At 36.6% G+C, this 14,891-nt stretch carries 9 protein-coding genes and 3 tRNA genes; 2 read left to right on the plus strand and 10 right to left on the minus strand.

Going from position 1 to position 14,891, the window contains the following annotated elements:
* Positions 1 to 415 precede the first annotated feature (415 nt).
* The 10 genes from Q0794_RS16630 to grpE all read right to left on the minus strand — a co-directional run bounded on the left by Q0794_RS16630 (position 416) and on the right by grpE (position 10,955).
* Positions 416 to 1,111: a PEP-CTERM sorting domain-containing protein gene (locus Q0794_RS16630; protein WP_298943774.1), complete on the minus strand. Its 696-nt coding sequence runs from the start codon at positions 1,109 to 1,111 to the stop codon at positions 416 to 418.
* A 1,202-nt stretch (positions 1,112 to 2,313) separates the two neighbouring features.
* Positions 2,314 to 2,399: transfer RNA gene (locus Q0794_RS16635), tRNA-Leu, on the minus strand.
* Positions 2,400 to 2,410: 11 nt separating this feature from the next.
* Positions 2,411 to 2,484, minus strand: a tRNA-Cys gene (locus tag Q0794_RS16640).
* An 8-nt stretch (positions 2,485 to 2,492) separates the two neighbouring features.
* Positions 2,493 to 2,568: transfer RNA gene (locus tag Q0794_RS16645), tRNA-Gly, on the minus strand.
* Between the two features lie 179 nt (positions 2,569 to 2,747).
* Entirely contained in the window at positions 2,748 to 3,314 is a 567-nt protein-coding gene (pgsA, locus tag Q0794_RS16650; protein WP_298943776.1) for a CDP-diacylglycerol--glycerol-3-phosphate 3-phosphatidyltransferase, read from the minus strand.
* 374 nt (positions 3,315 to 3,688) lie between these two features.
* Positions 3,689 to 5,524: an excinuclease ABC subunit UvrC gene (uvrC, locus tag Q0794_RS16655; RefSeq protein ID WP_298943778.1), complete on the minus strand. Its 1,836-nt coding sequence runs from the start codon at positions 5,522 to 5,524 to the stop codon at positions 3,689 to 3,691.
* Between the two features lie 109 nt (positions 5,525 to 5,633).
* Positions 5,634 to 6,278, minus strand: a complete 645-nt coding sequence (gene uvrY / locus Q0794_RS16660; RefSeq protein WP_025563534.1) for a UvrY/SirA/GacA family response regulator transcription factor — start codon at positions 6,276 to 6,278, stop codon at positions 5,634 to 5,636.
* A 383-nt stretch (positions 6,279 to 6,661) separates the two neighbouring features.
* Complete coding sequence (gene dnaJ / locus Q0794_RS16665; protein WP_298943780.1) at positions 6,662 to 7,789, minus strand: molecular chaperone DnaJ; 1,128 nt, start codon at positions 7,787 to 7,789, stop codon at positions 6,662 to 6,664.
* 103 nt (positions 7,790 to 7,892) lie between these two features.
* Entirely contained in the window at positions 7,893 to 9,812 is a 1,920-nt protein-coding gene (gene dnaK / locus Q0794_RS16670; RefSeq protein WP_298943782.1) for a molecular chaperone DnaK, read from the minus strand.
* 546 nt (positions 9,813 to 10,358) lie between these two features.
* On the minus strand, positions 10,359 to 10,955 hold the full coding sequence (gene grpE / locus Q0794_RS16675; RefSeq protein ID WP_298943784.1) for a nucleotide exchange factor GrpE: 597 nt from the start codon (positions 10,953 to 10,955) through the stop codon (positions 10,359 to 10,361).
* 140 nt (positions 10,956 to 11,095) lie between these two features.
* On the opposite strand from grpE, the gene nadK reads away from it, so the two are divergent.
* Together nadK and recN are read left to right on the plus strand one after the other, a co-directional pair.
* Positions 11,096 to 11,995: an NAD(+) kinase gene (gene nadK, locus Q0794_RS16680; RefSeq protein WP_298943786.1), complete on the plus strand. Its 900-nt coding sequence runs from the start codon at positions 11,096 to 11,098 to the stop codon at positions 11,993 to 11,995.
* Positions 11,996 to 12,446: 451 nt separating this feature from the next.
* Positions 12,447 to 14,126: a DNA repair protein RecN gene (recN, locus tag Q0794_RS16685; protein ID WP_298943788.1), complete on the plus strand. Its 1,680-nt coding sequence runs from the start codon at positions 12,447 to 12,449 to the stop codon at positions 14,124 to 14,126.
* The last annotated feature ends 765 nt before the right edge of the window (positions 14,127 to 14,891 follow it).

The raw sequence follows: 14,891 nt of genomic DNA on the forward strand, positions 1-14,891 counted from the left end.
CAAAAATCATCGACATCACAAAATAATTCTACTAAGTTATTCATCTGCCCACCTTATGTTGCTTTCAAATCGTTCTTAGTCGAAAGATCTGATCACTAGGTGGGCATTTAGTTCAATTCCTTAAGCAGAATTGAGGTTAAGTAAAGAATGTGAACAAAGGTATATCAGATAAAGGCATGCTTGGCTTATAAAGATGTTGAAAAGGTATGAAATTATTGATTAACTGAAACCGTTAAAGTAATCAAAGGAGCAAAGTAATAAGGAGGTTCTAAATAGAAGTTTGTTAAGTAAGACTCATCAGATAAAGCGATTGTTAAGTCTGAGCTATGAACTATATTACCTAGAATCATTAAGTAAAAAAAAACACCAATTGTGACAATTGGTGTTTTATATCATTCAAATATTAATTCGAAAATTAAAGTGTCTTCTTAACTCTACGAGATACTAACGCTAGTAGACCGAATGCAAAGATAGCAATAGTAGAAGGCTCTGGTACATCAACAACTAATGATGCGTTATTAAATCCAGCACCTTGGAAAACAGAGTCTGCTCCAAAGATAACAAAACCATTGTTTTCTGTATCGCCGTTTACCCAATCTTGGATAATGCTAGTTACATCAACAGTGTAAGTTTCAAATGAATCCGTCTTAACGTTATCTACCACTACAGATTGATTCGTTGAAGCTGCTGCATATTCAAATAAAGGTAAAGAACCAGACTCATCGTTCCATGCACTTTCAACTTGTCCTAATAACACACTTAAGTCATTAAATGTGTTAAGACGAGAAACAAAATCAATTTCAAATAATGCAGAGAACGTTGAAGCATTAACGATATCTGACGTTAAATCACTTAAGTCAAAATCAATAAAAGTCGCAACACGTAAGCCTTCTTGAGATTCATTACCTCGTTCACGTGCAACCACTTCAGTATAAGATAATGAACCACTGTTAACAGAGCCAGCGGAGTTAAGATCGCCGTCTAATGAAACACTAACGATAGTATCTGGTGTTGTAGTAATTAAAGAAGCTTGTGCACTTGTCGCTATTAATGCTGACATGAAGTAAAAGCTAGTTGTTACAGCAATCAAAAGTCTTTTTGAATTTAACATATGTATTATCCTTTGGTGCATTACCTCCAATATAATATTAGAGTTAATGTGTGAACTATTATTAGGTATCTCTAACAAGGTACAAAGCATAATCTACGCCATTAAAAATACTTGTTTATTTTCAATGAGATATTTAATTTTATTTATTAAAAAAACTAAAATGGTAAAATATATCGACATCCATTTAGGGTTAACCTTTGGTTTAAGACGACATAAGTCATATTAAACCTGCTTTGATGTATGAATACTCGACGCTATGCAGTTAGATAAAGCAATTGATTAACTACCTATCTAGCAGCCAAATAGTTAAGCCTTGCAAACCAATGAACCAGCACAACTTCTCCCTAAAAAGATCTAAGACATATCTGATATGACATCATTGATTTCACAGTGCTTCTTTCACAGTAATTATTTTGAAAGATAAAGGTCCTTCAATAGACCTTTAATCGCGTTATCAGTGAAAAGGCATTGCAGCCTACTTGTGAGTAATAAAACAGACAAAGCGCCCTCAAATCTATTTGAATAAGCTCATTTCTGATTAATGAAAGCAGAATTATATTTAAAATCGTAAGATTATATTTTTTCACTATAAAGTGCCGTTAGTTTTGCGTAGTTCGAGGCGAACGATGGAGCAATAACTGGCTATTGAGAAATAGTTTAAACAGATAGCAGGTAAAGAAAAGGAGACGATAAATTAAGCTCTTAAATTTTAAGATATAAAAAACAGCTACAAGTTAGTTCTTTAGGACATTTTTACCGAAAACGAACTTGAATCGCTACGACCAGAATTAGATGCGGGGATTTTTAATTCAAAATGAAATGCTTTAAATAATAAACACCAAATTTTAGATATAAAAGAACCAACTATAAGCTGGTTCTTTTATGAAATTGGTGCCCGAAGACAGACTTGAACCGTCACGACCAGAATTAGATGCGGGGATTTTATTATTAAAACCCTATTGATAAAAAACTCAAATTTTAGATATAAAAACCAGCTATAAAGAGCTTGTCATGGAATTGCTGACTGAAGACGAACTTGAACCGTCATGGCCAGAATTAGATGCGGGGATTTTGTTAACAAAGGCTGGAACGCTTGCTGTAAACTAACAGATCAAACTTTAGATATAAAAAACTAGCTATAAACTTAAAGCTCAAATTTTAGATATAAAAAAACCAGCTATAAGCTGGTTCTTTTATGAAATTGGTGCCCGGAGACGGACTTGAACCGTCACGACCATAAGTCGAGGGATTTTAAATCCCTTGTGTCTACCGATTTCACCACCCGGGCAAAGATTGTAATGGAGGCGGAACCCGGAGTCGAACCGAGGTGGATGGATTTGCAATCCACTGCATGGCCACTCTGCCATTCCGCCAAAACATTTGGAGCGGTACACGAGACTCGAACTCGTGACCCCGACCTTGGCAAGGTCGTGCTCTACCAACTGAGCTAGTACCGCATCACTATGTTTATCTCAAGAAGAAGCAGTAACTGTTTCCCCTCTCGATGTGTGCGCATTCTAATGATTCTTCACAATGAGTCAATAGATTTTATCACCTTTTTTGCATCTTTTAAGTTGTTCGACGTTTTTTTAGGCGAAGCGTTTAGATATTCAGCAATATAAACGAAATTAAACAGTTATTCGCTTATATTAGTCTCGTTGCTCTTTTTTAATAATGGCCATGCCGCTTTTAAATAAACAAACATTGACCATAGCGTTAATGCTGTCGCAATATATAAGAAAATAAAGCCAACCCATTCCATTGAAACTGAATACTGCCAAATCAATAAAAATAGCGCTAACATTTGCGATGCTGTTTTTACTTTACCAATCCATGAAACGGCAACAATCCCTCTTTCACCTAATTCGGCCATCCACTCTCTTAATGCAGAAATAATAATTTCTCGACATATCATGATCATGGCAGGCACCGTGATCCAAATAACGGCATAATGTTCAACAATCATTACCAATGCGACTGCCACCATTATTTTATCGGCAACAGGGTCTAAAAAAGCACCAAAAGCAGTTTGTTGATTCAAACGACGCGCTAAATACCCATCCAACCAGTCTGTAACCCCTGCGAGCCAGAAAATAAACGCAGCAACGGGTGCTGACCATTCTGCTGGTAGATAAAATATAACCACAAACACGGGGATCAAAAGAATTCTAAAACTAGTCAGTATATTGGGAATGTTAAGCATTAATGTATCCTTTAAGGTATGCATGCTTATTTTGGCACTTTATGCTTTGTATTTGCAAACCCTTAACTCATAAAATAAACAATTAAAATGAATGCTTAGCACTAGGATGTATTTTTTAACTGTTTTATTTAGGACATATAAAATTTAATGATGATATTGCTCAATTTAACTGATAGTGCTCTTATTTATATTGAAGCTAACAATAACTTCATATGTTCGATACTTATCCAGAAACGTTATTAGCAAAAAGTAATTAAAGACGAGTTTTATCAAAAAAGCACAGAGTTATTTTAATTCAAGCTTGAATCTGACATGCATTAAAGTTATTGGTAAATAATTGTCTATAAAACCAACTTACTTCATTCAAACTAATTTTATGAATGATTTAGTGCTTCGCTAATGGTTTCTGCCAAACTTTTACTGATACCATTAAGCTTTGCTAACTCATCAACACTCGCTGATTTAACCCCCTGTAACCCACCAAAGTGATTCAGTAACATTTGACGACGTTTAGCACCAACTCCTGCGATCCCTTCTAAAGTACTAGTACGCCTTACTTTGTCACGTTGTTGTCTATGCCCCATGATTGCAAAGCGATGTGATTCATCACGTATCTGTTGAATAAGGTGCAATGCAGGCGAATGACTGTCAATTTCTAGTATTTCGTGGCTATCCGCTAATATTAACGTTTCTTCACCGGCTTTTCGGGCAACACCTTTTGCAATACCAATTAGCAATGGATATTTTTCAGGGAAGTTATGCTCAAGCGAGCTAACAATCATTTCAGCTTGGCTTAACTGCCCTAATCCACCATCGATAAAGATAATATCAGGTGTTGTTTCTGCTGTTTGTAAATCTTTAAATCGTCGGGCTAACACTTGCCCCATTGCTGCATAATCATCGCCTGGTGTAATACCCGTAATGTTAAAACGACGGTAATCTGATTTTTTAGCCCCTTCTCGATTGAATACCACACAGGATGCAACGGTTTTCTCCCCCATCATATGCGAGATGTCATAACACTCCATACGTTGAATAGGAGCCGTTAATTCAAGCTTCTCTTCTAATAGGTTATAACGTTGCAAAATCGACTTCTGTTGGCTTAAATGCGTGCTTAAGGCAATTGTTGCATTGGTTTTTGCGAGCTTAGTAAAACGTAAGCGTTCACCTCGCATCACTATTTTCAGTTTCGTTTTATAACCACTGTGCTCTGAAAATAGCTCTTCGAATATTTCACGGTCGGCAAAATCATCGGTGAGTAATATTTCACGCGGAATTGCACGCCCATTTTGACCTGATAGATAGAACTGACTTAAGAAGCTACTTAACACTTCTTCTTGAGAGGAATTTTTAGGGACTTTAGGGAAATAGTTACGACTGCCCAGTACACGTCCTTGACGAATGAATAACATGTGAATACTTGCCACACCATGTTGGTAAGCAAAACCCAATACGTCTAATTGCTCGACTTCGCCACTCACCCATTGTTGTTCTTGCACTTTTTTCAGTGATTGAATTTGATCACGTCTCACCGCCGCTTTTTCAAATTCAAGTTCGGTGCTGGCGACTTCCATCTCTGTTACAAGTTGCTCTATGACATTTTGGCTTTTGCCTTGTAAAAATGCCGTCGCTAATTCCACTTGATGTGTATATTCCTGCTCTGGCATGGCATTAACACAAGGACCTAAACAGCGTTTTAATTGATATTGCAAACAAGGACGAGAACGATTTTTATAGTAACTATCTTCGCATTGACGTATTGGAAATAGTTTTTGCATTAAATGCAGACTTTCACGCACCGCCCCACCACTTGGATAAGGGCCAAAGTAAGTGCCTTTACGCTTTTTATTTTGTGAACGAACTAACGTCAACTGAGGATGTTTATGATCACTTAAAAATAGGTAAGGGTAAGATTTATCGTCACGGAGCAATACATTGTATTTAGGTTTATGCTGCTTAATGAAATTATGCTCAAGTATTAACGCTTCTGTTTCAGTATGCGTTACCGTCACTTCAATTAGAACAATATGACTAACCAGAGCCAATGTTTTGGGGTGTTTTTGAGTCAGGCTAAAATAACTGGCTAAACGTTTTTTAAGGTTTTTAGCTTTGCCGATATAGATAATGGTATGGGTATCGTCGAACATCCGATAAACACCGGGTTCACTTGTGACTGTTTTTAAAAAAGCATCAGAGTTAAATTTGGTCATAAGCTAAGTTTTGTTCACCAGTTAAGTTTAGTCATTAATTAAGTTTAATCTGCACATATAAAAAGGCACCTGAAATAGGCGCCTAATTTATGAATTTGAAGCGGGTTATTTAGAGCGTATCTGCGTCTAACATACCGTAACGGATAGCAAGATGGGTTAATTCAACATCGCCTTGCACACCTAGCTTATCGAATAAACGGTAACGATAACTATTGACTGTTTTAGAGCTTAAACTTAGCTGCTCTGAAATATCAACAACACGTTGCCCTTTAGTTATCATCATCATGATCTGTAGCTCACGTTCCGATAATACACGGAACGGATCCTCATCACTTGGAGATAATTGTGACAATGCCATTTGCTGTGCGATTTCAGGCGCTAAATAACGTTGCCCAGAATTCACAATTCGAATAGCATTTAACACTTCATCAGGACAAGCCCCTTTGCTTAAATAGCCAGCAGCCCCTGCTTGCATTACTTTGGTTGGAAATGGGTTTTCAGTATGCATGGTGAGCATAATGATTTTAATATCCTCATTGATGCGCAAAATTTTATGCATTGCATCCAATCCACCAATACCAGGCATATTAATATCCATTAATATTACATCTGGCTCATTACTACGGCACCACTTAACAGCGTCTTCTCCGCTTTCAGCTTCGCCAATTACTTTCATGCCTCGAACATCATCAATGATACGGCTTATCCCTGTACGAACTAATTCATGGTCATCGACCAGCAGGATATTTATCACTAAAACTTCTCCGTATAGAGTAAATAATTACTCATGCTACTAAATAGGTTAACGTTCATTTTTTCGTGAGCCATATTACCCACACTAAGAAACATCGCATAATTAAAAAAAGCGATGTTCTGAGCAACTTAACAATTATCAATCGAGTCAGCTTAATTTAACTCGAAATAATGTTAATCTATTTAATTATTTAATAGGTTTAGCTAATAAAAACAGTCAGATAGTGCATTATAAATTTGATAAATACAGTACATTTTAAGCTGTTTTAATTGCATTATTCCCAATCATTTCACTTGAGTGAGCGATATCATAACAAACTATTGATTATGAGGTGTATAAAAAAAAGACCACTCGAAAGTGGCCTTGTATTTTCATTCGATAAACTACTTACTTATGTCATCAAAGAATGTTTTCAAACTGTTCAAAAAACCTTCAGATTTAGGCTTGTGTTTTTTACTACTACTTGAACATAAAGAGCTTTCAAATTCCTTTAATAACTCTTTTTGCTTGATTGATAATTTAACCGGTGTTTCCACAGTGACTTTACACATCAAGTCACCTGTAGAGTGGCTACGTACAGACTTAACACCTTTATTACGCATACGGAACATACGTCCTGTTTGCGTCTCTGCAGGTATCTTAAGTTTGACACGTCCATCTAAAGTAGGGACTTCAATTTCGCCGCCTAACGCCGCTTCTGTAAAGCTAATCGGGACTTCACAATATAAGTCATTCCCATCACGCTCAAACACATCATGCGGACGTACATTCATTTGTACGTACAAGTCACCTGCTGGTGCGCCTTGTTCTCCCGCTTCACCTTCTCCGCTTAAACGGATACGGTCGCCAGTATCAACGCCTGCTGGAATTTTAACTGATAATGTTTTACTGCGTTCATAACGGCCTTCACCATGACACTTGTTACATGGGTCAGTGATGATTTTACCTTTACCACGACAAGTAGGACAAGTCTGGTTAACCGCAAAGAAGCCTTGACGCATTTGTACTTGGCCTTGGCCATGACACGTACCACACGTTTTAGACTCTGTTCCTTTTTTAGCACCAGAACCATTACACTGCTCACAATGTACTAAAGTAGGAATTTGGATCTCTTTAGAGATACCTTTAACGGCCTCTTCTAATGTCAGCTCCATATTGTAGCGTAAATCAGAACCTTGTTGCGCACGTTGTTGGCCACCGCCACGACGTCCACCACCAAAAATATCTCCGAATATATCGTCAAAACCACCGCCACCAAAACCACCACCGCCAGCTTGACCTTGTTGGTTAACACCATCATGACCATATTGATCAAATGCGGCTTTTTTGTTTGGATCATTCAGTATTTCGTAAGCTTCTTTTACTTCTTTAAACTTTTCTTCTAACGCATCATCACCTTTAGTACGGTCTGGATGATATTTCATCGCTAGGCGCTTATAAGCTTTTTTAATTTCTTTTTCTGTTGCATCTCGGCTTACACCAAGTACTTCATAGCAATCACGTTTAGACATGGTTATTTCTCAAATCTGTGTTTATTAAAAACAAACACGCGGATTATAGATAAATCCATAACCCGCGAGTTGAAACGATATAACTTATTTAGGGGTTACCTAATTATTTTTTCTCGTCTTTTACTTCTTCAAATTCAGCATCAACGATATCATCATCTTGCTTAGCTTGTGCTTCAGGTTGTTCAGCTCCTGCTTCACCAGCTTGCGCTTTCTGTTGAGCAATCTCACCTAACTTTTGAGCAGCTTCTGCAAGTGCTTGCGTTTTAGCTTCAATTGCTTCTTTATCTTCGCTTTTAATTGCAGCTTCAAGTTCAGTTAACGCAGCTTCGATTTTTTCTTTATCGTCAGCTGGTAGTGCATCGCCTGCTTCTTCAATTTGTTTGCGAGTGCTGTGTACTAATGCATCACCTTGGTTACGTGCAGTAACCATTTCTTCGAACTTTTTATCAGCATCAGCATTTGCTTCTGCGTCATTTACCATTTTTTCAATCTCTTCGTCAGATAGACCTGAGCTTGATTTAATCGTGATTTTTTGTTCTTGGTTAGTATCTTTATCTTTAGCAGACACATGCAAGATACCATCAGCATCCATATCGAAAGTTACTTCGATTTGTGGTGCGCCACGTGTTGCTGCGCGAATACCTTCAAGGTTAAATTGACCTAGAGATTTATTATCCGCAGCACGTTTACGCTCACCTTGAAGAATGTGAATTGTTACCGCACTTTGGTTATCTTCAGCAGTAGAGAACGTTTGTGACTGTTTAGTTGGGATAGTTGTATTTTTCTCGATAACTTTCGTTAATACGCCACCCATTGTTTCGATACCTAAAGATAACGGCGTAACGTCTAGTAATAGAACGTCAGTTTTGTCACCAGAAAGTACAGCACCTTGAATCGCTGCGCCCATTGCAACTGCTTCATCAGGGTTAACGTCTTTACGAGCCGCTTTACCGAAGAATTCAGCAACAGTAGCTTGAACTAAAGGCATACGTGTTTGGCCACCTACTAAGATAACGTCATCGATATCGCCAACAGATAGGTCAGCATCTTTAAGTGCAATACGTAAAGGTTCAAGTGTTGCTTTAATCATGTCTTCAACTAAAGACTCTAATTTAGCTCGAGTTACTTTAATGTTTAAATGTTTAGGTCCTGATGCATCAGCAGTGATGTATGGCAGGTTAATATCTGTTTGTTGTGCAGAAGAAAGCTCGATTTTTGCTTTTTCAGCCGCTTCTTTAACACGTTGCATTGCAAGTGGATCTTTAGTTAGATCGAAGCTTTGCTCTTTTTCAAATTCTTTCACTAAGAAGTTAATTAGACGGTTATCGAAATCTTCACCACCTAAGTGTGTATCACCGTTAGTTGCTAGTACTTCAAATGTTTTTTCGCCATCTACTTCATCGATTTCAATGATTGAGATATCGAAAGTACCACCACCTAAGTCGTATACAGCAACAACGCTGTCGCCTTTAGAGTTGTTAACACCGTAAGCAAATGCAGCAGCCGTTGGCTCATTGATGATACGTTTAACATCAAGACCCGCGATACGACCAGCATCTTTAGTTGCTTGACGTTGTGCATCATTAAAGTAAGCAGGAACAGTAATAACTGCGCCAGATACTTTTTCGCCTAGGTAATCTTCAGCTGTTTTTTTCATTTTTTTCAATACTTCAGCAGAGATTTGCGGTGGTGCCATTTTGTTTCCACGCGCTTCAACCCATGCATCACCGTTATCAGCTTTTACGATTTTGTAAGGCATGATTTTAATATCACGTTGTACTTCTTCGTCTTCAAAACGACGACCGATAAGACGTTTAATAGCAAATAAAGTGTTTTGCGGGTTAGTAACAGACTGACGTTTAGCAGGTTGACCTACTAAGATTTCGCCATCTTCTGCATAAGCAATAATCGAAGGAGTTGTGCGTTCACCTTCTGCATTTTCAATAATTTTAGCTACATCACCGTCTAATACAGAAACACATGAATTTGTAGTACCTAAATCAATACCGATAATTTTACCCATTTTTACTTCTCCACACTTGTTGATGTTGTTACTTGTTGTTTAGTTGACTATCTGCACGCTGGCAGTGTCTGTTCGATACTTTATATATAAGGGGCTATTTCTGTGTTTCAAGGGTAATAAGTAAAATAAATGTGTTTTTTTGAAAATAAATTAAAAAAGAGACAAGACTTATTCGTATTAACCGATAATAGATAGCTAATACCTTATCAACATTAAAGTCAGACATGATAGAAAAGTTAAAAGCATTAATAAATAAAATGCCTAAGCCACGAAAATACAACATATAATCAATAAGATAATAAAAATATAGAGCAATTAAATAGATTTTATTAAAGAGGTAAAAAGGGGTTAAAGATACACATGCTTAAAAAGCTGAAATAAATGACAATCAATTAGACAATCAATTAGACAATCAATTAGACAATCAATTAGACAATCAAAAATAATGGTTAATATTTAGGAAATAAATAACTAGATATAAAAAAAGGTACCGAAGTACCTTTTTATGCTATCAACTATTAATTGATAGTATTTTTATGATGCTAATTACTCAGCCGCTTTTGAAACCACAACCATTGCAGGGCGAATAACTTGACCACCACTTAGCTCATAACCTTTTTGCATTACAGCAACAACTTGGTTAGGTTCAACACCTTCAACAAATTGCATGCTCATAGCTTGGTGCTTTTCAGGGTTAAGTGCTTCACCCATTGGGTCAATTTGCTGAATACCGATGCTTGAAATTGCTTTCAATAACTCAGTTAGCGTCATTTGAACACCATCAACCATTGGTTTTAGTGTTTCATTTTCTTTATCTGCATGCAAAATTGCTAATTCTAAATGATCAACAACGGGTGTTAATGCATTAGCAAATGTTTTTAATACTGATTTACGACGATTCTCTGCATCAATACCCGCTTTACGAATTTCATTTTGAGAGAATGCTTGAGCACGGATCACAAGATCTTTTTGCTCTTTAACTTCTTCTTCAGCAGCCGCCAGTTTTTTAGTTAGCTCTTCAATTAAAGCTGCTTGGTCATCGCCTTGCTCTGCTACTTCTTCTACTAACTCAGCTTCAACTGCTTCATCACCTAAAACAGTTTCAATTGCTTCTTCTACAGTCTTTTTTTGTTCTTCGCTCATAGTTTAATCCTACCTAATGTCATTTTGGTCAATATTATATGCTCTATTATGGGGATAGTAATAATAGTTTCAAGCCTGTTAATAAAAACATTTTTAAGAGGTATACTGAAAACCATTACATTTTATTGAATAGGCATTTTATGAGTCTGGATAGTAAGCAACAAAGTCAATTTAAAACCATCGGGTTAATTGGCAAACCACAGCACAGTGAAGCATTACAAACGCTGACTAGCTTATACTTTTTTTTGCAAGCCAGAGGCCATTCAATCATTGTTGATATTCGTCTTGCCGATGACTTAGAGCTACCACAAATACGTTATGAAGACTTAGTCGGTATTGGTCAAAAATGTGATTTAGCGATTGTAGTCGGCGGTGATGGTTACATGTTAGGCGCTGCAAGAGTCCTTGCCAGGTTTGATATTTCTGTTATTGGTGTTAATCGAGGTAATTTAGGTTTTTTAACTGACTTAGATCCAGAAGATTTTGAACAGCCACTCAGTGAAGTATTAGAAGGTAATTATCAAACGGAAAATCGCTTTCTGTTAGAAGCACAAGTGCATAGCCACGGGCATATGAAAAGCAGTAGTACTGCAGTCAATGAAGCGGTGTTACATCCTGATAAAATTGCACATATGATCGAATTTGAGGTTTATGTAAACGATAACTTCATGATCAACCAACGAGCAGACGGCTTAATTTTATCGACGCCAACAGGGTCAACAGCTTATTCACTATCAGGAGGTGGTCCAATATTAACGCCTAAACTAGATGCGATTAGCTTACTACCTATGTTCCCGCACACCCTCAATAGCCGCCCTATTGTTATTGATGCCAATAGTGTTGTGCGATTAAAAATAGCACAATCTAATACAATAGAAATGCAAATTAGCTGCGACAGTCATGTTAATTTATCGGTATTACCTGGCGATGAAGTCATCATTAAAAAAACACAGCATAAATTACAATTAGTACACCCCCAAAATTACAATTATTTTAACGTACTTCAAACCAAATTTGGTTGGGGAAATAAACTTTTCTAAGACCATATCACTTTCAGTATTTAACCCATTTTGCTTCTTATGCAGAGCTAAAAATACTGAAAGTAACTCTCCTCTCTTACCCTCAAAAAATATAGTCGTTTTAAATCCTAAAATTTAAATGATTTAACCTCAGTCCAGATTAAAATAGCCACAAAGCCATTTCAAATCAATTAGCTACAACTTACATTTATACGGCACAGCTAGTTATACATAGTGCAAGGCGAATTATTCAAACAACAACTTATTATTTGAATCCAGTAAATAATTTAACGCAGAAGTTCGCTTGTATAGCGGTGTTGTATCGCTTTTCTGATTCGGAACTGAGGTTATTTACATAAAATAGACAAGCAACACTTTACTGTTTAAAAAAACAGTACTAAACTACACATCTAAACTGTATCTTTAACCAGTGGTTTTATCATTGTTAATATCATCATAGGATGTCAATTTTATGTTAAGTCAATTAACCGTTCAGCACTTTGCTATCGTCAAATTTCTAGAGCTTGATTTTCACCAAGGCATGACCACCATTACCGGTGAAACAGGCGCAGGTAAATCAATTGCTATTGATGCACTTGGTTTATGTTTGGGTGCTCGAGCTGATGCTGGCATGATTCGTCAAGGAACAGATAAAGCAGAAGTGAGTGCTCGTTTTAACTTGAGTGATACACCGAACGCATTAACGTGGTTAAAAAATAATGACTTAGAGAACAGCCTAAGTGATAACACCAATGAATGTTTGCTACGCCGCGTGATCACTCGAGAAGGACGTTCACGTGCTTATATAAATGCTATTCCAGTGCCTTTATCTCAGCTAAAAAGCCTAGGTCAATTATTGGTTAACATTCACGGCCAACACGCACATCAAAGCCTATTACGCAGTGATATACAATTATCGATTATTGATGAATATGCAAATCATCAACAACTATTACAAAAAGTAAAAGATACTTATCAAGGTTGTCATTTCCTCAAAAAGCAATTGCAACAACAGCAACTAAGCCAACAAGAAAAACAAGCACGTAAACAATTACTTGAATATCAAATTATTGAATTAGATGAGTTTGCATTAGCGGAAAATGAATTTTCAGAAATAGAAGCTGAGCATAAAAAATTAGCAAATAGCGGCGCACTCATTGAAAATTCTCAAAAAAGCTTAAACCTATTAACTGATTCAGATGAAGTCGATGCACTGAGTTTATTACAAAAAAGTATTTCCTTGCTTGAATCACAAGTACAGCATGATAACAAACTAACCAATATTTTAGCGTCATTACAGGAAGCAGCGATTCAAATTGAAGAAGCGGGTTATGAGCTTCGCCAATACTGCGAACAACTAGAATTAGACCCAGAACAATTTGAACAATTAGAGTCACGCTTAAGCCAAGCCATGACTCTGTCAAGAAAACACCAAATTCAGCCAGAAATGCTTTATTCATTCCACCAAAAATTAAGCAAAGAATACCAACAGCTTAATAATAGCGAAGCGCAAATCGAACAGCTAACGATAGAATTAGATAACGCAAAACAAGATTACATAAAGCATGCACAAAAGTTAAGTCAAAGTCGCCAACGTTACGCAAAAGAGTTAAGTAAAAAAATAACTCAAAGCATACAAAAATTAAACATGGAAGATGGCCAGTTTGAAGTTGCTATGACACAGCATGATGCGGATAGCCTAAGCCCGCTTGGCATTGATGGTATTGAGTTTCAAGTAGCGGCGAATGCCGGTCAAGGATTGCAAAACTTAGGTAAGGTCGCTTCTGGTGGTGAATTATCGCGTATCAGCCTGGCTATTCAAGTGATCATCAGCCAGCGCGTTTCAACACCGACATTGATTTTCGATGAAGTTGATGTGGGCATCAGTGGAGCAACAGCCGCTGTTGTAGGTAATTTGTTACGTCAATTAGGTGAAAGCACACAAATATTATGTGTTACCCATTTACCGCAAGTAGCTGGTAATGGGCACCAACAAATGACAGTAAACAAATACAGTGATGGCAAGAGCACTAATACTATGATGCAATTATTAGATGAAACACAACGTGTCCAAGAGCTAGCAAGGTTATTAGGCGGTGATAGTATTACCGAACATACATTAGCGAATGCTAAAGAATTACTCATATCATAGTTAACATACTATTTAACCTTAACTCTGGATAATGAAAACGTTTTTATATTTAAATTCATAACCTTATATTAGTTATTACAATACTTTTAGTTTTGTGAGATTCAAGTCTATTTAATGAAGTAATAACGGGTTATTGCGAAATAAATCAACACAAATCGCGGTATTGTATGGTTTTTGTGGTGAAGAGGTTATTTAGTTGGACATTTGGTTTAACTATTATTCAATATTAATGGATTAGTTAATATTGAAGTAAATTGTCAGTAGCTGTTAGTAAATAGTAATATGAATAGTAAGTAAAGATACTCGTTAATAAAGTAGCACCGCAATCACCTCGCTTTTTATACCAATCTCTTATGCTTTAATATAAGGGCTTGGTATATGAGCAAATATAAACGATATTGAAATGACACCCTCTGCATTGATAAGTCATGCTCCTTCTATTAACCTTCATTCGATTGTTCTCTGCTTAATGATATTAATGATATTAATGATATTTAAGTATGTGATTTAAATATTGAGTAGAAAACAATTCACTTTAAGGAATAAATTAAGATACTAGTTTTTCTTTGACGAAAGTTAAAACAAAAAGAGGATTGTTTTAACCAGTAAAATAGATCCATTACTTATGTGATTAGTATTAGACCAATTACGTTAAATAAGAGGTCTAAATTTTACGCAGGAAAAATGATTTAGTTTGAGGCGTAAATGAAGGTTTTTCGAAGATTAACTTCGTTAATCTTCTGTCGGTGAATTAACTAAAAAAGG

It is taken from the genome of uncultured Psychromonas sp. (assembly GCF_947489755.1).
In the GTDB taxonomy this organism is placed as follows: domain Bacteria; phylum Pseudomonadota; class Gammaproteobacteria; order Enterobacterales; family Psychromonadaceae; genus Psychromonas.